Below are 23,250 nucleotides of genomic sequence, written 5' to 3'. Positions count from 1 at the left end.
CAAGGGAGATTAAGGGGATATTTGAGTAGAATCGGTGGATATTTGAAACGAAAACAGCCGAAATCCTGTTTTGGGCTTCGGCTGTTGAGGAAAGGGCTATTTTGCAAAGGTCTCAGGCCGTCTGAAATGTTCAGACGGCCTTTGTTTTTTACTATGCTTTATTCAGCCCAGTTTTTCTTCTTACTGGTTTTACCGATACCGGGGTTGAAGCTGTTGGTCGGGTCGAGTTTTTTATAGAACTGTTTCAATGCAGGCTTGGCTTCATACAGATGACCGACATTATGCTCGGCAGGATATTGCGCACCGCGTTGGTCAAGCAGATGGAGCATTTCATGTTCCAAAGCCATACAGTCGTTGCCTTTTTTAATGATGTAGTCCTGATGGAACACATGACACATAAAATGTCCGTAATACAATTTATGGATGATTTTATTGTCGATTTCCGGCGGCAGTGTTTCAAACCAATCACGATCATCACGACGCAAGGCGATATCGAGTGCAACCAAATCCTCTACTTCATCATCATGTACAGAACGGTAACGGATCGCGGCAGAAGCCACAGCAAAGCGATGCAGCATAGCTGCCTGCGTTTCTTCAGCATTACATTCGAAGAATGCGCCACCATGAGTTGCAAAATATTCCTTCAAGAAAGCACGCGCTTCTTCTACGCCTTCGCCACCCATTTTCAAGATCAGATGGTGTTCGTATTTGTCGCGATAATTGCGCATAGATTTAGGCAAATGATCTGGCAGAATTTTGCTGACCAGCTGCATGAATTTATCGGAAAAATGCTTAGGCAAGAAGCTGACTTTTTTACCGAATCTATCGACACGCGCTTTAAAATCAAACAATTTCGGCAATTGGTGCGTACCGAATTTCTTAATCACATAGAATGTATCTTTACCATAAACGGCAGCAATATCAAAAGCATGACGATGGATATACTCACCGGAAATAGGCAGGTTTTTAAACTCACTCAAAGCAGCACGACGGATATCGGTCAGCTCATTAATATCATTTGTACCGATATAGAAAACGGCAGTCTGTTTTTCTTGTGGGAACGTATCCAAGCGTACGGCAAACACCATCAGCTTGCCCGCGCAACCTGATGCTTCGTAGTGGCGCGCAGGGTCGGCATTAAAACGGGCGGCAGTCGGTTCATTCACTTGGCGGACATGATCGCAGTATGCATGGTCATGTCCTTTGCCGGCATCTTGCGTAATGTCTTTTCGTTGATAATGGAAACCTTGCAAGTTGGTCAAAATTTCTTCAGGGGTTTCACCCAAATCAATGCCTAGATGGTTGACCAGCTCCAGTTTGCCCTCATCGTTGATTTGCGCAAACAGGGCCATTTCCGTATAAGCAGGGCCACGCTGTACCAGTGCACCACCGGAGTTATTGCATACGCCACCCAATACAGATGCGCCGATACAGGATGAGCCGATTACGGAGTGCGGCTCACGGCCTAAAGGTTTCAGCAGCAGCTCCAATTGATTCAGGGTAGAACCAGGCAGGCAGACAACTTGTTCGTTATTGTTAATCGGCTGAATGATGTTCAAACGCATGGTATTCACAATCACGATATCTCGGTCGTAATCATTACCATCAGGAGTCGAGCCACCGGTCAGACCGGTATTGGCGGCCTGCGTAATCACAATGACATCAGCCTCAACACATGCCTGCAAAATTTGCCACATTTCTAACACCGTACCCGGACGGACAACTGCCAGCGCCTTGCCTTCGCCAAAACGGTAGCCTTGACGGTATTGTTCGGTTTTTGCCGGGTCTGTGATGATGTATTTTTCACCGACAGTTTGCGTCAGCCGGCTGATTAATTGTGTAGCATTCATTGCATACTCCTTGAGAGATTAATATATTTATTAGATTGCAAGCATTGTAGTAATCCATTCAATCAAAGTAAAGGCGAAACCCGTTTTTTAAACTCATCTTTTAAAATAAACAAAAGGCCGTCTGAAAATTTCAGACGGCCTTTTGTTTTAAGCCTGAATAATCGATTATTCGGCTGCTTTCTCTTCGCGAGCAGGTGCTTCCAGCAAAGCTTTGATAGACAGGCGTACGCGGCCGCGATCGTCTACTTCCAATGCTTTCACGTTCACAACCTGACCTACTTGCAGGTAGTCGCTGACATTGCGTACGCGCTCGTGGGCGATTTGGCTGATGTGTACCAAACCGTCTTTGCCCGGCATCACGCTGACAATCGCGCCAACGTTGTTGTCGAGGATTTTAACCACAGTACCTTCGTACACTTTGCCCACTTCCACTTCAGCAGTGATTTCTTCGATGCGTTTTTTCGCTGCATCGCCTGCTTCTTGAGTAGTCGCAGCGATTGTGATGGTACCGTCTTCAGCGATGTTGATTTCAGTACCGGTTTCAGCAGTAATCGAACGAATAGTTTCGCCACCTTTACCAATCACATCACGGATTTTGTCTTGGTTGATTTTCATGGTGAACAAGCGTGGGGCGTGTGCAGACAGTTCTTGCGGGCCTGCAACAGCGGCTTTCATCTGATCCAAAATGTGCAAACGTGCTTCTTTGGCTTGAGCCAAAGCAATTTGCATGATTTCTTTGGTAATACCTTGGATTTTGATGTCCATTTGCAGCGCGGTCACACCTTCTGTTGTACCAGCTACTTTAAAGTCCATATCGCCCAAGTGGTCTTCGTCGCCCAAGATGTCGGTCAGAACGGCAAATTTGTTGTTGTCCAAAATCAGACCCATGGCGATACCGGCAACGTGTGCTTTCAAAGGCACACCGGCAGACAACAGGCTCAAACAGCCACCGCAGACGGAAGCCATAGAGGAAGAACCGTTGGATTCGGTAATTTCAGAAACCACGCGCATGGTGTAGCTGAAATCTTCAGGTTCTGGCAATACGGCCAACAACGCACGTTTAGCCAAGCGGCCGTGACCGATTTCACGACGTTTTGGCGCACCTACGCGACCCACTTCACCGGTAGAGTATGGTGGGAAGTTGTAGTGCAGCATGAAGCGGTCGGTGTATTCGCCGGAAAGTGCATCAATGATTTGTTCGTCGCGTGAAGTACCCAAAGTTGCAACGGCCAAAGCTTGGGTTTCGCCACGGGTAAACAATGCAGAACCGTGAGTGCGCGGCAATACACCGGTTTGAATGTTCAGCGGACGAACAGTGCGGGTGTCGCGACCGTCGATACGTGGTTGGCCGTCCAAAATTTGGCTGCGGACAACGTCGGCTTCCAAGTGTTTGAAAATGCCTTTGATTTCGTTAGCAGCCAAAGTGTCGGTTTCTTCGGTAATCAACGCTTCTTTTACAGCATTCCAAGCTTCGTCCAATTTGGCAGAACGCGCTTGTTTTTGACGGATTTTGAACGCTTCTTTAATGGTTTCGCCGGCAATTTCGCGTACTTTTGCAACCAATTCTTCATTGGTTTCAGGTGCTTTCCAATCCCAAACTTCCGGGTTGACTTCGTCGGCAAACTCATTGATGGCGTTAATGGCCACTTGCATTTGATCGTGACCGTAAACAACCGCACCCAACATCACTTCTTCAGACAAGATGTCGGCTTCGGATTCCACCATCAACACGGCTTTAGAAGTACCGGCAACAACCAAGTCCAATTGTGATTTAGCCAATTCGGCTTTAGTCGGGTTCAAAACGTACACACCGTTTACATAACCCACGCGTGCCGCGCCAATCGGACCGGCAAACGGTACGCCGCTCAACACTAGCGCGGCAGATGCACCCAACATTGCAGGAATATCAGAATCAATTTCAGGATCAACAGACACCACCATCGCTACGATTTGGATGTCGTGGTAGAAACCTTCAGGGAACAAAGGACGGATCGGACGGTCGATCAAACGGCTGGTCAGGATTTCTTTTTCGCTTTGTTTGCCTTCGCGTTTGAAGAAACCGCCGGGGATTTTACCTGCTGCGTAAGTACGCTCGAGGTAATCGACAGTCAGAGGGAAGAAGTCTTGGCCTTCTTTCACTTCTTTGTTGGTGGTAACGGCAACCAAAACAACGGTGTCGCCCATGGATACTTTAACGGCAGCAGCGGCTTGGCGAGCGATTTCGCCGGTTTCCAAAGTAACGGTTTGATTACCGTATTGGAAGGTCTTAACGTGTTTATTGAACATCATTGTTCCTTTCAAAATACCGCACTGCTAAAACACTAATAATGCACACTAAAATCCGAATGTGCATAGTTAGGGTTTCAGACCGTGCGGCAGGTTATAAATAAGCTTTCAGACGGCCTTTAAGGCGCTGAAAACAACTCTCGATTATAAAGGCAACTATCCTTAAAATCCAGTATTTATACAATAAAAAGGCCGTCTGAAACATATCTCTTTCAGACGGCCTTCAAACTTAAAAATCAATCCTGAGTCAGCAAAGTCAATGCTTCTTGATATTTTTCGACTGTTTTTTGAATCACATCGGCAGGCACTTTAGGCGCAGGCGCTTTTTTATTCCAACCGCTTTGCTCCAGCCAGTCGCGGACAAATTGTTTGTCAAAAGATGGCGGATTGGTGCCGACTTTGTATTGGTCCGCAGGCCAAAAACGGCTGGAGTCTGGCGTCAATACTTCATCCATCAAAGTCAGTGTACCTTCTTCATCCAAACCAAATTCAAACTTGGTATCGCAAATAATAATACCGCGGGATTTCGCATATTCGGCCGCTTCTGTATAAAGCTGAATTGCTTTGACGCGCACTTCCGCCGCCAATTCTTTTCCGATAATGCGTTCGCATTCTTTAAAGCTGATGTTTTCATCATGATCGCCAACTGCAGCTTTGGTCGATGGCGTAAAGATCACTTCAGGCAGTTGTTGCGCTTCCTGCATACCTTCAGGCAGTTGAATACCGCAAACAGAGCCTGTCTTTTGATAATCTTTCCAACCGCTGCCCGCCAGATAACCGCGCACAATAGCCTCCACTTTCACCGGAGTGAGTTTTTTAGCCACGACGGCGCGTTTCTCCAAAGCTTTGGCTTCGTTTTCAGGCAAAACATCGTAAACCGTTTGGCCAGTAAAATGGTTAGGCATGATATGAGCCAGTTTTTTAAACCAAAAATTGGAAATCTGCGTCAGAATCTCTCCTTTACCCGGAATCGGATCATCTAAAATCACATCGAATGCAGACAGACGGTCGGAAGCAACCATCAACATACGTTTATCGTCAATTTCGTACAAATCGCGGACTTTGCCGGAGTAGATTTTTTTCAAGCTGATTTCAGACATTTCGGATATCTCTTTGGTAAACAGAAGAATTTGGTATTTTAGCCCAATTTGGCATCTTTCGTCAGATTGTTTACAAAATAAAGGCCATCTGAAACCTTATAGCTCGGTTTCAGACGGCCTTAGACTTTGATTTTAGGGACAAACCCTAAAAACCATCATCCTATCAGATGGCAGGAGCCTGAGTCTGATCTTGGATTTGGTTCACAGCAGACAGAGAGTAGTAGTCGCCGTGGCCGGTTACTTGGTAAGTGCTACCGTCAGCAAACTTGAAGTTTTCAACTTTGTGATCGTTACCGGTGAACCAGTCGTCGATGGTGATGCTGTCGTTAGTACCGACAGAAACAGTCAGGTTGGCACCAGATTTGCTCAGCAATACGTCAGAAGCTGCAACGCCTTTACCGAACAACAGGGTGTCATTACCGCTTTCTTCACGGATAGTGTCGTGACCGTAACCTTTGTCGAAGAAGTAAGTGTCGTTACCGGTACCGCCGATCAGGATGTCGTTGCCGACACCACCGTCGAGGTAGTCGTTACCATCTTTGCCAACCAGACAGTCGTCACCGGCCAAACCGTACAGATGATTGTTGCCGCCGTTACCTTCGATGTTGTTGTTCAAAGAGTTACCGGTACCGTTCAGGTTTTGCATACCTTGCAAAATCAGGTTTTCAACGTGATCGGTCAAGGTGTAGTCGATAACGGTACGGACAGTATCGATACCGGCGTGTGCATTACCGTACTCGATAACTTGGTCGTTGGCATTGTCAACGAAGTAAACGTCGTTACCGTCGCCACCGCGCATGATGTCCGCGCCGGAACCACCGTTCAGGTAGTCGTTACCGGCACCGCCTTGCAGGTAGTCTTTACCGTCTTCACCGTACAGAGAGTCACCGTCGGCATCACCGTAAATGGTGTCGTTACCAGCACCGGCGTAGATTACGTCTGTGCCGTTGCCACCGTAGATGATGTCTTCGCAAGCAGTACCATAAATGGTATCTTTAGCATCAGTACCGCGGATAACGTTGCCGTCTTTGCAATCTTCAGCTCGGATGACATTACCTGGGTTTTTGTCTTCGTGACCGTATGAGTTGTTTTGGTTATGGTCGTCAACACAGTCTTTGCAGTCTGGCTCAGGTTTCGGCTGAGGTTTTGGCTCTGGCTTAGGCTCAGGTTTTGGCTCTGGCTTAGGCTCAGGTTTTGGTTGTGGTTTTGGTTCTGGTTGCGGTTCTGGTTGTGGCTCAGGTTTAGGCTCAGGTTTTGGTTGAGGTTTAGGCTGAGGTTTAGGTTGTGGTTTTGGACATGGGATCGGTTTGATTGGATCGCAGTTGTAAGGTGGGCAAACCGGAACACATTTGTAGTTAGGCGTTTTTTGCCGGTGGGCAGAAAGCCGCAATAGCAGAAACCAGACCGGTTACCGCGTTAACTACTGACACGCCGACGCTGGCAATGCTAGCGATGCTGCCGATAGAAACAGAAGATTTTGCTGCAGGAGCGCAGTAGTAAGAAGAGTAGGAAGCCTTAGGCGCAGGAGCGCAGTAAGAACTAACCAGGGGTCTAGTATAATACCCCCCGTAACAGTATGCCATAATAATTACTCCCAAAAGTTAATAAAATATTGGGTTGACGGAACGAGCAAATCCGCCCTTGCCCAATTATTATTTTAGTAATATTTTGCAAAATATTTACTCAAAAATATCAAACGGTAGAATTTGCCGATAAAAGGACAGAGTTTCGCCTATTTTTAAATTCCATTATCCTAGCAACAATAAAAACATTAACATTGATTCACACTCTCTCAAACAGCATAGATCCTTTATCTATCTTGTTAAAAGCTGAATTTTAACTCTAGTTATAGTAAACAAACATAATGTCAATAAGTGGTTATTATTATGGATAGATAATATTGACAATTTACCCAAATACAGCCGCCTCTGCATTTTGTTCTACGCCAATAATGTGAATTTGTCGTATTTACACTATAATGACACGAATACCTATTTAACAGCTATCAGAGGAGATACTCAACCATGCGTACTTTATTGACCGGAGCCAAAGGTCAGCTTGCCCGTTGTCTGCGCGACCGCCTGCCCGAAGATTGGGAACTGATTGCTACCGACTCTACTTCGCTGGACATTACCGATACCGAAGCCGTGCATCATATGATCAAAAACTTCCAACCCGATGCCATCGTTAATGCCGCGGCTTACACTGCCGTCGATAAAGCAGAAGAAAACGCAGAGGCTGCTTTTGCCGTCAACGCAAGCGCTGTTCACAACCTGGCCGCAGCCGCCCGCGCCGCACATGCCCGCTTTATCCATATTTCCACTGATTATGTATTCGACGGTGAAGGCAAACGCCCTTACCGCGAAACCGACTACACCAATCCGCGCAGCACTTACGGTCAATCCAAAGTAGCAGGCGAGCTTTTGGCTTTAGCCGCACATCCGGAAAGTACAATCGTCCGTACTTCATGGCTGTTTAGCGAATACGGCAGCAATTTCGTCAAAACCATGTTGCGCCTTGCCAAAGAACGTGATTCTCTCTCCATCGTTCATGACCAAACTGGTTGCCCAACTTATGCAGGCGACTTGGCTCATGCCATCATCAGTTTATTGCAACAGCCTACTTCCCCACGCGGCATCTTCCATTACTGTGGCAATAAATCGGCAACATGGTACGAATTTACCAAAGCCATCTTTCAGACGGCCCACCAATTAGACAACAGCTTCCGCATTCCGGAACTGAACGCGATTACCACCGATCAATACCCCCTGCCCGCTCCGCGTCCGGCATACAGCATTATGGATTGCTCACGCCTAGAGACCGAGTTTGGTATCAAACCGTCCGACTGGCAAAAAGCCCTGCGCGAAATTCTCCGCACAATCGACTGATAAGCTGATCCATCTATATCAAGGCCGTCTGAAAACATATTTTCAGACGGCCTCTTTGTTTCTTTTATATCAAATGCTTTATCTATCCAGTCTGTCATTTGAAAAGTGCTACAATAGCCGTTTATTTTATTTTTCAGACGGCCTGACACCATGTGCAACCATCATCCTAAACATTCACACGATAATGACACCATCCGCATCCGCGGCGCGCGTACACATAATTTGAAAAATGTCGATTTGGACATTCCGCGCCACAAGCTGGTAGTGGTAACAGGATTGTCAGGCAGCGGCAAATCGTCGCTGGCGTTTGATACTTTGTATGCCGAAGGGCCAACGCCGTTATGTTGAAAGCCTTTCTGCCTATGCGCGCCAGTTTTTGCAGATGATGGACAAACCCGATGTTGACTTAATTGAAGGCCTGTCGCCCGCAATTTCTATCGAGCAAAAATCCACCAGCCACAATCCGCGCTCCACTGTCGGTACAGTAACGGAAATCCACGACTACCTACGTCTTTTGTACGCACGTGTCGGCACACCCTACTGCCCCGAACACAACCTACCGCTGTCGAGCCAAACCGTATCTCAGATGGTCGATGCCGTGTTGAAGCTGCCGGAAGACACGCGCGTGATGATTCTTGCGCCGGCAGTGCGCGAGCGTAAGGGCGAGTTTGTCGACTTCTTTGCCGACTTACAGGCGCAGGGCTTTGCGCGTGTACGCGTGGACGGCGAAGTCTATCAGCTTGACGAAGTACCGAAGCTGGAAAAAAACATCAAACACAATATCGACGTCGTTATCGACCGCGTTAAAGTAAAAGCTGACATCAAACAGCGGCTGGCGGAAAGTTTTGAAACCGCGCTGCGCCACGGCAACGAGCGCGCGCTGGCCATGGAAATGGAAAGCGGCGAAGAACATTGGTTCTCCGCGCGTTTTGCCTGCCCCGTATGTTCATACAGCCTGCCCGAATTAGAGCCGCGCCTGTTTTCCTTCAACAACCCGATGGGCTCCTGCCCAACTTGCGACGGCTTGGGCAATACCAACTTCTTCGATCCCGAAAAAGTGGTCGCCCATCCTGAATTATCCTTAGCCGCAGGTGCAATTGATGGCTGGGATAAGCGCAACCAATTCTATTTCCAAATGATTCAATCGCTGGCGCGGCATTATGGTTTCGATGTGCAGGCTGCTTGGGAAACGCTACCTGAAAAAGTCAAAAAAGTCGTGCTGCACGGCTCGGGCAAAGAAGTCATCGACTTCACCTACCTATCCGAACGTGGCACTACCTTCAACCGCAGTCATGCCTTTGAAGGCATCATTCCCAATCTCGAACGCCGCTACCGCGAAACCGACAGCGAAACCGTGCGCGAAAAACTGCGCGAATACCAAAACCACCGCGCCTGCCCGAGCTGCGGCGGTGCACGTTTGCGCAAAGAAGCCCGCTACGTTTACGTCAGCGGCGAACCTTTGCACGAAGTTTCAGCCTGGCCGCTCACCAAAACCCACCAATTCTTTGAAACGCTGGATTTGGACGGCAACAAAAAACAAATCGCCGAAAAAATCCTCAAAGAAATCACCGAGCGGCTCGGCTTCCTGATTAACGTCGGGCTGGATTACCTGAATCTCTCCCGCTCCGCCGAAACCCTCTCCGGCGGCGAAGCCCAACGCATCCGCCTTGCCAGCCAAATCGGCAGCGGCCTGACCGGCGTGATGTACGTTTTGGACGAACCCTCCATCGGCCTACACCAGCGCGACAACGACCGCCTGCTCGCCACCCTCAAACGCCTGCGCGATTTGGGCAACAGCGTGATTGTGGTCGAACACGACGAAGACGCCATCCGCGAAGCCGATTTCGTCGTCGATATGGGCCCCGGCGCGGGCGAACACGGCGGCAACGTATTGATTGCCGACACACCCGAAAACGTAGCCCAATGCGAAAACTCCGTTACCGGACAATACCTCAGCGGCAAAAAATCCATTGCCGTGCCGTCTGAACGCACCCCCATCAATCCCGAGCGGATGCTCGTCCTCAAAGGCGCGCGCGGCAACAACCTCAAAAACGTTACCCTCGAATTGCCGCTCGGTTTGATTACCTGCATCACCGGCGTATCCGGCAGCGGCAAATCCACCCTGATTAACGACACCCTCGCCAAAATCACCGCCCGCGAACTCAACCGCGCCCAAGAAGAACCCGCCCCATACGACGACATTCACGGCCTCGAACACCTCGACAAAGTCATCAACGTCGATCAATCCCCCATCGGCCGCACCCCGCGCTCCAACCCCGCCACCTACACCGGCCTGTTCACCCCCATCCGCGAACTCTTCGCCGGCGTACCCCTCTCGCGCGAACGCGGCTACAACGTCGGCCGATTCTCCTTCAACGTCAAAGGCGGCCGCTGCGAAGCCTGCCAAGGCGACGGCGTGATTAAAGTCGAAATGCACTTCCTGCCCGACGTGTACGTCCCCTGTGAAGTCTGCCATGGCAAACGCTACAATCGCGAAACGCTCGAAATCCAATACAAAGGCAAAAACATCAGCCAAGTCCTCGACATGACCGTCGAAGAAGCCCGCGATTTTTTCGACGCCGTCCCCACCGTATCGCGCAAACTGCAAACCCTCATGGACGTAGGCCTCGGCTATATCCGCCTCGGCCAGTCCGCCACCACCCTCTCCGGCGGTGAAGCCCAACGCGTCAAACTCGCCTTGGAACTCTCCAAACGCGACACCGGCAGAACGCTCTATATCCTCGACGAACCCACCACCGGCCTGCATTTCGCCGACATCGCCCTGCTGCTGGAAGTCATAGGTCGTCTGAAAGGCAAAGGCAACTCGATAGTGATTATCGAGCATAATCTGGATGTGATTAAAACTGCGGATTGGATTGTGGACTTGGGGCCGGAAGGGGGTGATGGCGGGGGGAGGATTATTGCGGAAGGCAGCCCTGAGATTGTTGCTAAGGTTAAGGGAAGTTATACTGGGAAGTATTTGAAGGTGGTTTTAGACTAACGTTTGGATAAAAAGGTAAGTAATATGAAGCAAGAAAAAGATTGGAAAAAACTGGAAAATGATGTCCTTACATTTTCTTCAATTTTATATGGAGCTCCTGCTAAGAAAGAAAATATAGAAGGTATTAATTTTGATGCGGTAATCCATCTCCCTCAAAACCAGCTCATACTAATTGAAATAACTAGAAATTTTACCTTAGACAAAATTCGTGGCGATATTAATAGATTATCTACTGCACGAACGAATCTGTTTCTGAAAGGGCAAATGGCACAATGTATTCTTGTGATACACAAAGAGCCAACAACTGATATGGAGACTACTGCAAATGGTGCCCATATTCAATTACTTTCATATGAGCAATTTGTAAATCAGGTAATTGATTTTGAAAAATATATCACACTACGGAGTAATAAGGTTTTTGGTAGTGCAATTAATCCATCAACAGGGGAATCTGACACACAAGAATATATCCCTGCAACTTATCTTAGTGAAAATGGAAAAAAAACTTTCTCAATAGAAGATTTGTGTGAAACTTTATCACAAAACAATAAGATTATCTTACTTGGTGAATACGGCACGGGGAAAAGTAGATGTACAAAAGAAATATTTGCACATATTACCCAAAATGAAAAATATTCAAATAAATTTATACTATCAATTAACCTCCGCGAACACTGGGGCGCAGGAACAGCAGAGGAAATTATTGTTGGTCATTTAAAGAGAGTCGGGTTTGAGGTAAAACTAGAAAGAATTTTATCATTACTGGAATCAGGAAAGTTTATTTTGGTTTTAGATGGTTTTGACGAAGTAGGCTCTCAAACATTCGGCAATAGCCCTGAAAAGCGTTTATCTATCCGCAAAAAAGCATTACAAGGAGTTAGAGAATTAATTAGTTTAAATAAAGGAGGGGTTTTAGTAACTGGCAGACCTCATTATTTCAATAGCCACGAAGAAATGCTGGATTGCCTAGGATTATCTGTTAAAGATATAGGATTAAGACTCATTAAATGTGCAGAAGAATTTAATGATGCCCAAACCTCTTTATATCTAAGCAAGTTAGGCGTGACCACAAAATGTCCTATCTGGCTTCCTAAAAAACCTTTAATTTTTAATATTATTTCATTAATACCTAATGATGAAAGAATTAAAATATTAGAAAATGAGAATGGAGAATTGTCTTTTTGGGGGCAATTCCTAGATGCAGTTTGTGAGCGTGAAGCAAGAATTCATAGTTCCATCAATTCAAAATCAGTTAGAAATGTACTTATTGAATTGGCTAAGATTACTAGATTTAGTGATTTTAATCTTGGTAGATTGACACCTAAAGATTTTAATGAATGTTATGAAAAAGCAACAGGAACTTCTCCTGATGAAGCAGGGCAATTAATGCTTAGCAGACTGTGTATGATTGGAAGAATTGAACCTGAGTCACCAGATAGGCAATTTGTGGATAAATATGTTTTGCAGCTATTATTCGCTGAGAATATATTCAACGATATTTCATATAAAAATGAAAGTATACTACAAGAAACTTGGAAACAAAGATTAGATGAGTTTGGCATTTCAGTCTTAGCATCATGGATACAATTATATGACTTATTAGATGATGCCCTTTCATTAGTTTTTAGAATGCCTGACAACGGTAATTCACAGGCAATTATAGAGATATTATCTGCATTAAGTTTATTAAAATTGAATCCAATTGATTTATCAGGCCTCCAACTTAAATATGCTCAATCTCCTCTTTTCTCTTTGGGAAACACTCTATTCAAAAACATTAAATTTTACCAATGTATTTTTGATAAATTGACTTTTGAAAATTGCTTAATTGATGATTCTGCGCATGTGATATTTGATGAGTGTATGATTGATATGGTAACAGGTTTTGCTGCAGAGCATTCTTTACCTAAATGGCTTGTGAAGTCTTCAATCGAAAATAAACAAAATACATCTAATTCATCCCGAATTAAAGACAGCAACTTACCTACATCCCAAAAATTACTCCTTTCAATTATTCAGAAAATATTTTTCCAATCAGGCGGCGGAAGGCAGGAAGATTCTCTTTACAAAGGTGGCTATCAAGCAGATTTTGATAAAGAGTTAATCGATTCAATCTTGAAATATCTAGTACAGGAAGGATATATTACCAAAAGTAAAGATAGTTCAAAAAACATATATAACCCCAATCGCTATTACACTGAGAGAATGAGGGCCATAAAAGATCAATTATCTCTTAGTAAAGACCCTATTTGGTTGGATGTTTTAGAATTTCAGAGCAAAATGGAAAGAAAACGAAAGACAAGAGATAAAACTCGTGGTTAGCAAGTCGTAAACTGTAAACCCAACCCACCGCGTGCGTGGCTACGCCACACACCCTACCTGTGAATTACACGGAACTTCGAAATCAACGTGTAGGGTGTGTGCGGAACGCACGCACGCGGTTGCTTGATTGACGGTTTGCCATTTCAACTTTTAACTTTGCTGAAGCTAGCGCTTTCAGACGGCCTCCAATATCGTCTGAAAACATCAGCTTCAACAAAGTTAAAACCTTAAACAACAAACCATTCCTTCCCTAACCTCCAAACAAAAAACAAAAATCCTATGGCGCGTTATCGCAGAAACTTCATTGCCGGCAGCACATTCTTTTTCACCGTCAAACTCGCCGACCCAAAATCGCGCCTGCTTGTCGAACATATCGGCTTCGCGTGCGGCTTATATGGATGTGCAAAAACAATATCCCTTTGAAACCGTCGCCGTATGCGTGCTGCCGAACCATATTCACGCCATTTGGACGCTGCCGCCCGATGATGCGGATTATTCCCTACGCTGGCGGCTGATTAAAACCAAATTTTCCGCACATTTCCCTCGTGCTGAGAACCTTTCCACCAGCAAACAGCGGCGGAACGAACGCGGTATTTGGCAACGGCGTTTTTACGAACACACCGTGCGCGACGAAACGGATTTGTAACGTTGCGCGGACTACATCCATTTCAATCCTGTCAAACATGGATTATGTGGCAATGTCCGCGATTGGCCGTTTTCGTGGTTTCACCGTTATGTGCGGGACGGATGGCTGCTGTTAGATTGGGGCGGAACAAAAGAAACAGCGGTAATGAGTTTCGGAGAGTGAATGCTATAAAAAACTACCGACCGCGTGCGTGCGTACCGCACACCCTACCCATGAACCATGAGGAACTTCAAAATCAACGCGTAGGAAGGGGGCGGTACGCACGCGGTTGCTTAATTGACGATTTGCTGTTGTAAATTTCAACTTAGTTTAAACTAACGCTTTCAGACGGCATGAAAAATGGCCGTCTGAAAATTGAAAATATTTTATCTAAAATAACTCTCCTAACTCACAAAACAAAAAACGGATTCCAAATCATTGGAATCCGTTTTTCTGTAAAGCTTAGCCGTATTATTTAGCTTCTTCTTTAGCGTCTTCAGCAGCTTCTTTGGCATCTTCCGCTGCGTCTTTTGCGTCTTCTTTAGCCTCTTCAGCGGCATCTTTGGCTTCTTCGGCTTTTTCTTCAGGAGTTTCGGCAGCAGGTACGCCTTTCAAAGCGTCCAAAGAAGTTTTACAAGTTGCATCACGTTGGTCTGCAGGCAGGTTTTTCAACGCTTCTTTGGTTTGTTCGAAAGATTTTTGCATCATGTCTTTGGTTGCGGCATCTACGTCTTTAGTTGCTTCGGCAAATGCTTTTTCGTACTCGTCACAAACGGCAGAAGAAGATGAGCCTGAACCGCCGCATGCTGATAGGGACAGGGCAGCCAACAAAGCTGCCAATAAAGCTGATGTTTTCATGTGTCTCTCGCTTTTTTTGAATGTAGGTTAAAAGATGTTATATGTTAATTCATTATATGAAGGTGTCACGAGTTTTTGTTTAATTTAATCAAAACTATATCATTGAAAGAGCCTGTCTATCTCAACATAATCAAGGCCGTCTGAAATTTCAGACGGCCTTAGGTTTGCAAGCAATCTTTTTCAACGATTACGCCGCTTTACGGTGATAATGCCGTAGCGCGTGCTCTTTGCGTCGACCGCTACTGAATGCGGATACGCGCTTCAGGTAGCCGATGACACGGGTGCCGTAGTCGATGTCGTGGCTGCCACAGGCGGAACAGGCGTGTAAGGTGCGTTTGTCGATGTGGCCGCATTCGTTGCAGATGGTGATGCGTACGTTCACGCAGAAGTAATTGCAGCCGGTTTGCGCGGCAATGTCCAAGAGCGAGCGGTAGCCGGATTCGGGCAGGGCTTCGTCAAGGTTCAGGTGCAGCGCGGAGCCACCGTCGAGCCAGTCCACCAGTTCTTTGCCGTGCAGCAGGAATTTGTCGAGCGCGTTGATTTCTTCGTCTTCGACGACGTAGAAATAGGAGTTGTAGCATTCGCGGCTGACTTTGTAGCCGTCGGCTTTGTCCCATTTGGCGTTTTTCACGCCGAGGTTTTCGGCAGGGACAAACTCGGTGTTGAATTTCACACCGTAGTGTTTGCTGGCGGCTTGGTTGGCTTCGAATATGGTTTTCAGACGGCCTTGGACGAAGTTGATGTAGTCGTCGTTGTACCCGACTTTTATGCCTTGCGATTCGGCGGCTTCCGCCATGCCGTTGATGCCGATGGTAAGGAATTGCTTGTCCAGCGTGATGAAGCCTGCATCGTAAACGGGCAGCATTCCGGCAGCTTGGTATTCTTCCATCAGTTTGCGGTAGGCGTATTGGTATTTGTGGATTTTAGCGACTTCGGCGGCAAGGTCGCGCCCGTCTTGTTCCAGTCGGTTCATGTTGATGGTGATGACGTTGATGGAACCGGTTGCCACGCCGCCCGCGCCGAGTGTGTAGCTGAAGGTACGGTCTTCAATGGCGTTGCGCAGGCGGCAGCAGGAAGCCAAGGAGTCGGGATTGTCGGAAAGATAGACGAAGAAGGAATTGCCTTCCGCCAACTCTTTCGCCATTTCGTTGGCAAACACGGTGTCTTTGCATTTGCCGCCATCGGTCAGCATCGCAGCGGTCACGACGGGAAAGGTCAAAACGGCTTTGGTGCGCTCCTGATTGAACCATTTGAGGAAGAAGTTTTGCAGCTTCGCCACACTTGGCCACACTGGTTTGCTGAAATCGGGGAAGACGAAATCACCAAACATCGCGTCGAAATAGTATTGATCGTAAACAGAAATATTCCAGAATACGCTCTGATAGCCGCGTGCGGCGGCAGGCTGGTTGATGCTGTACACCACCTGCTGCATATGGTTGGCGATTTCTTTGCCGTGGGTTTCCAAATAATCGTTGCCGTAGTCTTTGCGGGCGAAGTAGTCGAAATAAGTCAGAAATTCCACCGTCGCCACCGCGCCGGCAAACTGCGCGCTGATGGCAAATACCAAGTTGATAAACGAGCCGCAAAACGAAGCCAAATGTTGCGGCGCTTTGGATTCGCCGCCGAGTTTGCTTAAGCCGTCGAGTAGGAAGGGATACAGCGTAACCGACACACAATAAGGCTTGAGGCTGGTTTCGTCGTGCACATAAATCTCATGCGCCTCAATCTGGCGGATGTATTCGTCGGCGACGGATTGGTCGAAAATTTCGGCGATTTTGCGCGACACTTGGGCACGGTTAATCTGCACGAAAAAGTCTTTCATGATTTCCGCTTCCATCGTGGCGATGTTTTTTTGCGTTACGTTGGCGTTGGCGTCCATTTTCGAGCCGTCCGCCGCGTTTTGCGCGCTGATGTAGTCGCGCATGAATTGTAGTTTTCCGTTTAACTGTTCGGGATGCAGCCGAATCATGTTAATTCTCCTGTATGGTTTGGTTGATTTATCAAGCAATGACGGTCAGGCCGTCTGAAACATCGCTGTCAGCGAATACAATAAATTCAATTTAAATCAGTGCAATACAGCATTGAGCTAAATTGAAGCCACTGGAAAAACTTTAGGCGCAGGTTTGTCTTTGATAAACAAGCGGTTCAACACTTCGCCCGTACGCAAATCAATAAACTTCTGATTGGTGGTCGGGCTGTCCAAGCCGCCCAGCTCCATCTGCCAGCGGCCGGTTTTCAGATACGTCAGATAAGGCAGAATGCCGTCTGAAACCGCTTCCAGCTCCTCACGCTCCAGACCAGTGTACAAGCAGGCTTTCAAACCTTCCTGCGTAACAATAGCCAGCATTTTCTGCAAGGTTTCCGGCTGCCATTCCCCGCCCATAAACAACACGCAGCTGATCAATCCGTGATAGCGTTTCAGACGGCCTTTTAAATAATCCTCGGTCAATTCCGTGCCGATGCCCTCTTTCCACGTATCGGCACTATGACAGCCTTTACAACGCAGCGGACAACCGGAAAACAGAAACGCCAGCGATACTTCGCCCGGCACTTCCTGCCATACAATTTGCTCGATTGTGAATTTCAAACCGCTCATTGCAATGCCATAAAACACAAGATATAGTGTGAATTAAAACACAATACTACTAGATATGGTATTTTATTTAACAATCCATCTTTATTTTGTAATAGGTTTTTATAATTTGATAGATTGTAAATTTCAATAATTACATCTACACGGCTCCCTTGATAAAGGCCGTCTGAAAACAATTTCAGTGCATTAATATAAAAAAGAAAAGCAAACTCCGTTATAACAAAGACGGTTTTAACAAATCAAAAAAGGCCGTCTGAAATCATCTTTCAGACGGCCTCTATTTCAGGTTTTAGCCCCGATTCGAGCCTTTAACCATATCCATCAAAAACAATCGGCAATCCAAGTTGCCATTGAACAGCGGAATCTTACGCTTCGGAGAAAGGCGCATAAATTTCGGCATATCTCGATCGCCGGTAAACATCCCAGCCAGCCAGCCTGCGTAATGCTGTTTCAACCATGTGCCCAGTTGCGGATAAAGCGCCTGTAAAGCCTGAATTTCGGCAAGTCGCACGCCATAAGGCGGATTGGAAATCATAATTCCGTGTTCGCCGTTTGGTCGAGCGGCTTGCGCATCTTGCACGTCAAAGCGGATGAAATTATCCACTTCGGCGGCTTGGGCATTGGCCAATGCGGCACGGATCATATATCGGTCGTTGTCGCTACCGGAAATGGGCGCGGCAGCCGGTTTGATTTGTTTTTCAGCTTCACGGCGCAGGGCTTGCCATTTTTCTTTGTCGAAGTTTTGCAGTTTTTCAAAACCGAAACGGCGCATCAAGCCTGGCGCACGGTGTGTCGCAATCCATGCAGCCTCAATGGCAATCGTACCACTGCCGCAAAACGGGTCTTGGAAAGGCTGCGTACCGTCATAGCCTGCCAAAAGCAGCAAACCTGCCGCTAAGTTCTCTCTTAATGGCGCTTCTCCGGTATCCTGACGATAGCCGCGTTTGAAGAGTGCTTCGCCGGAAGTATCGATAAAAATTTCCACATTGCGCTCATCGATAAAGGCATGAATGCGGATATCGGGGTTGATTTTACCCACGCTCGGGCGCGCATCATAAATATCGCGGAAGGCATCGCAGACGGCATCTTTGATTTTCAAACCGACAAAATCCAAGCTTTTTACATTGGCGCGCTTGCCTTCAACTTTGACCTTGAAGGTCTGCTCCAGCTTAAACCAACCTGTCCAATGCAGATTTCGTGCCAATTTGTAGATATCGTGTTCGTTGCGATAACCGCCTTTGGTCAAACGCAGTAAAACTCGGCTGGCAACGCGCGAATGCAGGTTGATGCGATACACCTGCTCCATTGTGCCTTTACATGCCACACCGCCGTCAACAGCTCGGATATCCTGACATGCTATGTTTTCAAGCTCCTGCGTCAAAGGCGCTTCCAAACCGCGAGGACAAGTGATAAAAAGTGAATAAACCGTCATATAAAACCTTTCCGGGTAGAGCTATCCGAACCACTCGGATAACAAATAAAAACAATATTATAGCCGAAAAACCAAAAGGCCGTCTGAAACTTCAGACGGCCTTTGAATAAAGCTTGCTTAGTGATCTAAACTGTCGGTTTCAACCTTAACCGCTTTATCGGTTTCATCCTCCGGCAAAACCAAGTTCAATAATACCGCCATAATACCGCCTGCGGAAATTGAGTTTTGGAACAATACCGGCAGGTTTTTGAACACTTCCGGCTCAAACGCCACGCCCAAACCCAAACCGACAGAAGTAGCCGCGATAACTGCTTCACGACGGCGAATACCGTGGCTGACCAAAATCCGCACGCCGGCAATCGCAATCAGACCAAACATCAACACCATCGCACCACCCAAAACCGGACTCGGAATCGTGGTAAACGCACGGCCGATAACAGGAAACAAGCCCAACAATACCAAAATCGCCGCAATATATTTGCCCACATGGCGCGAAGCCACGCCGGTCATTTGAATCACGCCGTTATTTTGCGCAAAAGTGGTCAAAGGCAAAGAGCCCAACGCAGTCGCAATCACAGATACCAAACCATCTGCCAATACGCCGCCGCGCAGGCGTTTGGTGTATTCCTCACCCTCAATCGGCTGCTCGGAGACCATCGCAGTCGCCGTCAAATCGCCTACCGCTTCAAATACGCTCAACAGGAAAATCGCACCGGCAACGATAAACGCGTGCCAATCGAATGCGAAACCATATTTAAACGGAACCGGCAGGGTAATCAGTGGAAGGTTTTGCAGGGCGGAAAAATCCACTTTGCCCAAAAACAGCGCAACAATATAACCGACAATCAAACCCACCGCGATGCCGCTCATGCGCAGCAATGGATTTTTCAAGCAGTTGAAAACCAATACAATCAGCAACACCAGCGATGCCAGACCCAAGTTTTCCATCGAACCGAACGTACCGTCTGCTTTCGCACCGAAGCCGCCGCCAAAGTCAGTAATGCCAACATGCACCAAGCTCAAGCCGATCAACATGACGACTACGCCGCTTACAGTCGGCGTAATCACTTTTTTCAGATAAGGCAAAAGCCAAGCGGATAAGCACACCAAAAACGCGCCGACAAAGGACACGCCCAAGAGCGTTGAAATCATCACATCTTCAGTCAAGCCGCCCTCTTTCATACCGGTACCGAGCGCAATCATCACGGTAACAAAAGAGAAGTTAACCGACTGAATCGACAACATACCCGAACCGACCGGCCCGAAACGGTTGACCTGCAAATAAGTACCGACACCGGAAGCCACCATCGCCATCGACACCAAATAAGCCGTCATTTCAACCGGCAGCTCCAATGCCCCGCCGACAATCAGTGCCGGAGTAATCATCGGAACAAAAATCGCCAGAAGGTGCGTAACCGCACTCAACAACGCATTCCCAAACGGCGGCTTATCTTCCAATCCATAAACCAAATCAAGCGGTTCCGCTTGTTTTTCAGTCATTCCGGCCATGTTGAACCTTCTCTCAAGAATCGTTAAAAAATATTAAGATGCGTATTTTAACCAATTTGAAATGTATCAGCAAATTCAAAACCATCAGGCCGTCTGAAAGTTCCGCCCAATCGTTTTCAGACGGCCTCAAACCGCCTTAACACATTTTAATTCTTGACATCATTTTTCCATCTCAAAACAAACAAACCAATGATTTAAAAATGTATTATTCATTAAGATAATGACAAGTCACCATCAAACTGCAAAGCCTCATAGCGGATATGTTTCACACAAACAACAAAGTAAGCTACAATCCACTGCATAATTCACCCACACCATAAAATTAAAGGTTTCCGTATGTTAAAAGGCAGTCTGGTTGCCCTGATTACTCCGATGAATCAAGACGGCAGCATCAACTACGAACAACTTCATGACTTAATTGACTGGCACATTGAAAACGGCACCGACGGCATCGTCGCAGTCGGCACCACCGGCGAGTCAGCCACCCTGCCTGTCGAAGAACATTTGGCCGTTATTGAAGCCACTGTCAAGCACGTCAACAAGCGCGTTCCCGTTATCGCCGGCACAGGCGCCAACAATACTGTCGAAGCCATCGCCCTTTCCAAAGCCGCCGAGCAAGCCGGTGCGGACTACACCTTATCTGTTGTTCCCTACTACAACAAACCTTCGCAAGAAGGCATTTACCAACATTTCAAAGCTATCGCCGAAGCCACTTCGATTCCGATGATTATTTATAATGTTCCCGGCCGTACCGTCGTGAGCATGAGCAACGACACTATTTTGCGTTTGGCCAAGATTCCGAATATCGTCGGTGTGAAAGAAGCCAGCGGCAATATCGGCAACAACATCGAATTGATCAACAGCGTTCCTGAAGGTTTTGCCGTGTTCTCCGGCGACGATCCTACCGGCCTGCCTTTCATGCTGTGTGGCGGTCATGGCGTGGTAACCGTCGCAGCCAACGTTGCACCGAAACTCTTTGCCGATATGTGCCGAGCCGCCCTTGAGGGCGATATTGCGACCGCCCGTCGTCTAAACGAGCAACTTATCCCAATTTATAACACCATGTTCTGCGAGCCCAGCCCGGCCGCGCCCAAATGGGGCCTGAGCTTATTGGGCAAATGCGAACCCCATGTTCGTCTGCCTTTGGTAGCACTGACTGAAGCCGGTCAGGCCAAAGTCCGAGCCGCTCTGGAAAAATCAGGACAAATCTGATCCGGAAATAAGGCCGTCTGAATTCCAAACACCCTTTTCAGACGGCCTCCCTGTTAAGAACTTCATCCACAGGAAAACAAGATGACCTATATCAAACCCATCGTAGTAGCCCTCGCCCTGATTAGCATGACTGCCTGTTCCGGCAGCAAAAAAGAACAACCCAAACTCGACTATCAAAGTCAATCGCACCGCCTGGTCAAACTGGAAGTACCACCTGATTTGAACAACCCAGACCAAGGCAACCTCTATCAATTACCGGCAGGCAGCGGCGCCGTCCGCGCCAGCGACCTCAACAAACGCCGCACTCAAGCCGTACAACAACCTGCCAATGCAGAAGTCTTGAAATCCGTTAAAGGCGTACGCCTTGAGCGTGACGGCAACCAGCGCTGGTTGGTTGTCGATGGCAAATCGCCTCGCGAAATTTGGCCGTTGCTGAAAGTGTTCTGGCAAGAAAACGGTTTTGACATCAAATCCGAAGAACCGGCCATCGGCCAAATGGAAACCGAGTGGGCTGAAAACCGAGCCAAAATCCCTCAAGACAGTCTGCGCCGTCTGTTGGACAAAGTCGGCTTGGGTGGCATCTACTCTACCAGCGAACGCGACAAATTCATCATCCGCATCGAACAAGGCAAAAACGGTTCGACCGACATCTTCTTCGCCCACAAAGGCATGAAAGAAGTTTATGCCGACCGTAAAAAAGACACCACGATGTGGCAGCCGGGTGAAAACGACCCTAACCTCGAAGCCGCATTCCTCGCCCGCTTTATGCAGTACTTGGGCGTTGATGGTCAACAAGCCGAACAAGCTCTGACCCAAAGCGTTGCCGCCCGCAGCAATGCTTCTGAATTGGCGCGTGTGGACAACGGCACTCTGTTGCTGGCAGGCGATTACGGCCGCAACTGGCGCCGTACCGCCCTTGCACTTGACCGCATCGGCCTGACCGTTATCGGTCAAAATGCCGAACGCCGCGCTTTCTTGGTTCAACAAGCGCCAACCGAAGGCGAAGCAGTTGCCAATAAAAAACCAGGCCTGTTCAAACGCGTATTTGGCAAAGGCAAAGCAGAAGCGCCAAAAACGTATCCTGAAATCATCGTGTATGTTGAGCCTATCAACAATGGCGCACGCCTCCATCTGTTGAATAAAGACGGCAGCCCATACAAAGGTAGCGATGCCTCTACATTATTGAGCCGCCTGCACACAGAATTGCGTTAATCCGTTATTCGACTTAAGGCCGTCTGAAATATTCAGACGGCCTTTTTAACGGATACGGCATGGTTTCAAATTCCCAATCTGACGTTATAATCAGAGCATTTTTCCCCATTACCCAAGCTGCCATGACCCGACAAAAAGCCTATCTGATCCTGACCGCCCTGTTTACCCTGATGTTTATCGTACTGATTCTGTTGGGCGCTTATCTTCTGAGCATTCACAGCAAACAATTTGCCGTTGCCGCCTTTCTGTTTGCCTTTGCTGCCGTTTTTGCCCAAATCGGCAGCCTTGCCCTTTACATCCGTCACAAAGCACACGCACAAATGGCTCGTATGCAGCAAACCGAAACCCATTAAGGAAAAACC

The 23,250-nt window shown here is 47.5% G+C and carries 16 protein-coding genes and 2 pseudogenes; 7 read left to right on the top strand and 11 right to left on the bottom strand.

All coding sequences use genetic code 11. From position 1 onward, the window contains the following. Positions 1-158: 158 nt before the first annotated feature. From dld to TW89_RS11025, 5 genes are all read right to left on the bottom strand, one after another. Positions 159-1,850, bottom strand: coding sequence for a D-lactate dehydrogenase (dld, locus tag TW89_RS11050; protein WP_128581458.1), 1,692 nt, complete (start codon positions 1,848-1,850; stop codon positions 159-161). 165 nt (positions 1,851-2,015) lie between these two features. Beyond that, positions 2,016-4,139 (bottom strand): polyribonucleotide nucleotidyltransferase, encoded by a 2,124-nt coding sequence (gene pnp / locus TW89_RS11045; RefSeq protein ID WP_107697060.1) that lies wholly within the window; start codon positions 4,137-4,139, stop codon positions 2,016-2,018. A gap of 233 nt (positions 4,140-4,372) precedes the next feature. Further along, on the bottom strand, positions 4,373-5,236 hold the full coding sequence (locus TW89_RS11035; protein ID WP_128581457.1) for a phosphoribosylaminoimidazolesuccinocarboxamide synthase: 864 nt from the start codon (positions 5,234-5,236) through the stop codon (positions 4,373-4,375). Positions 5,237-5,399: 163 nt separating this feature from the next. Beyond that, positions 5,400-6,626, bottom strand: a complete 1,227-nt coding sequence (locus TW89_RS11030) for a calcium-binding protein (RefSeq protein ID WP_283114725.1) — start codon at positions 6,624-6,626, stop codon at positions 5,400-5,402. Then, positions 6,592-6,819, bottom strand: coding sequence for a hypothetical protein (locus TW89_RS11025; RefSeq protein WP_128581456.1), 228 nt, complete (start codon positions 6,817-6,819; stop codon positions 6,592-6,594). The genes TW89_RS11030 and TW89_RS11025 overlap by 35 nt, the downstream gene beginning before the upstream one ends. Before the next feature lie 441 nt (positions 6,820-7,260). Between TW89_RS11025 and rfbD the strand changes: the two genes are divergently transcribed. From rfbD to TW89_RS11010, 3 genes and pseudogenes are all read left to right on the top strand, one after another. After that, positions 7,261-8,124, top strand: a complete 864-nt coding sequence (gene rfbD, locus TW89_RS11020; RefSeq protein ID WP_128581455.1) for a dTDP-4-dehydrorhamnose reductase — start codon at positions 7,261-7,263, stop codon at positions 8,122-8,124. A 150-nt stretch (positions 8,125-8,274) separates the two neighbouring features. Then, positions 8,275-11,125, top strand: a pseudogene (gene uvrA, locus TW89_RS11015) (excinuclease ABC subunit UvrA). Between the two features lie 24 nt (positions 11,126-11,149). After that, the gene (locus TW89_RS11010) at positions 11,150-13,447 is read left to right on the top strand and encodes an NACHT domain-containing protein (RefSeq protein ID WP_128581454.1); all 2,298 of its coding nucleotides are present in this window, start codon (positions 11,150-11,152) and stop codon (positions 13,445-13,447) included. Between the two features lie 82 nt (positions 13,448-13,529). On the opposite strand, the gene TW89_RS11785 is transcribed toward TW89_RS11010, so the two are convergent. After that, on the bottom strand, positions 13,530-13,682 hold the full coding sequence (locus tag TW89_RS11785; protein ID WP_164836728.1) for a hypothetical protein: 153 nt from the start codon (positions 13,680-13,682) through the stop codon (positions 13,530-13,532). 44 nt (positions 13,683-13,726) lie between these two features. Between TW89_RS11785 and TW89_RS12310 the strand changes: the two are divergent. After that, positions 13,727-14,255 (top strand): annotated as a pseudogene (locus TW89_RS12310) (REP-associated tyrosine transposase). 288 nt (positions 14,256-14,543) lie between these two features. Here the strand turns inward: TW89_RS12310 and TW89_RS11000 are convergent. From TW89_RS11000 to TW89_RS10975, 5 genes are all read right to left on the bottom strand, one after another. Next, positions 14,544-14,930: a DUF5339 family protein gene (locus tag TW89_RS11000; protein ID WP_004519763.1), complete on the bottom strand. Its 387-nt coding sequence runs from the start codon at positions 14,928-14,930 to the stop codon at positions 14,544-14,546. Positions 14,931-15,117: 187 nt separating this feature from the next. Further along, the gene (gene nrdD, locus TW89_RS10995; RefSeq protein WP_128581453.1) at positions 15,118-16,899 is read right to left on the bottom strand and encodes an anaerobic ribonucleoside-triphosphate reductase; all 1,782 of its coding nucleotides are present in this window, start codon (positions 16,897-16,899) and stop codon (positions 15,118-15,120) included. A 117-nt stretch (positions 16,900-17,016) separates the two neighbouring features. Further along, complete coding sequence (gene nrdG, locus TW89_RS10990) at positions 17,017-17,526, bottom strand: anaerobic ribonucleoside-triphosphate reductase activating protein (RefSeq protein WP_128581452.1); 510 nt, start codon at positions 17,524-17,526, stop codon at positions 17,017-17,019. Positions 17,527-17,812: 286 nt separating this feature from the next. Then, complete coding sequence (locus TW89_RS10980; protein WP_128581451.1) at positions 17,813-18,955, bottom strand: THUMP domain-containing class I SAM-dependent RNA methyltransferase; 1,143 nt, start codon at positions 18,953-18,955, stop codon at positions 17,813-17,815. Between the two features lie 117 nt (positions 18,956-19,072). After that, entirely contained in the window at positions 19,073-20,464 is a 1,392-nt protein-coding gene (locus tag TW89_RS10975) for a nucleobase:cation symporter-2 family protein (protein WP_128581450.1), read from the bottom strand. A 336-nt stretch (positions 20,465-20,800) separates the two neighbouring features. On the opposite strand from TW89_RS10975, the gene dapA reads away from it, so the two are divergent. The 3 genes from dapA (at position 20,801) to TW89_RS10960 (ending at position 23,241) form a co-directional block, all read left to right on the top strand. Next, positions 20,801-21,676: a 4-hydroxy-tetrahydrodipicolinate synthase gene (dapA, locus tag TW89_RS10970; protein WP_128581449.1), complete on the top strand. Its 876-nt coding sequence runs from the start codon at positions 20,801-20,803 to the stop codon at positions 21,674-21,676. Positions 21,677-21,757: 81 nt separating this feature from the next. After that, positions 21,758-22,888 carry an outer membrane protein assembly factor BamC gene (gene bamC, locus TW89_RS10965; RefSeq protein WP_128581448.1) on the top strand — a complete coding sequence of 377 codons (1,131 nt, stop codon included), beginning with the start codon at positions 21,758-21,760 and terminating at the stop codon, positions 22,886-22,888. A gap of 122 nt (positions 22,889-23,010) precedes the next feature. Beyond that, the gene (locus tag TW89_RS10960) at positions 23,011-23,241 is read left to right on the top strand and encodes an NGO_0222 family membrane protein (protein WP_128581447.1); all 231 of its coding nucleotides are present in this window, start codon (positions 23,011-23,013) and stop codon (positions 23,239-23,241) included. The last annotated feature ends 9 nt before the right edge of the window (positions 23,242-23,250 follow it).

Origin of the sequence: Neisseria flavescens, from assembly GCF_001618065.1 — a bacterium.
Classification (GTDB): domain Bacteria; phylum Pseudomonadota; class Gammaproteobacteria; order Burkholderiales; family Neisseriaceae; genus Neisseria; species Neisseria flavescens_A.
The sequence above is the reverse complement of the archived record's forward strand: the minus strand, read 5'-3'. Positions and strand labels throughout refer to the sequence as shown.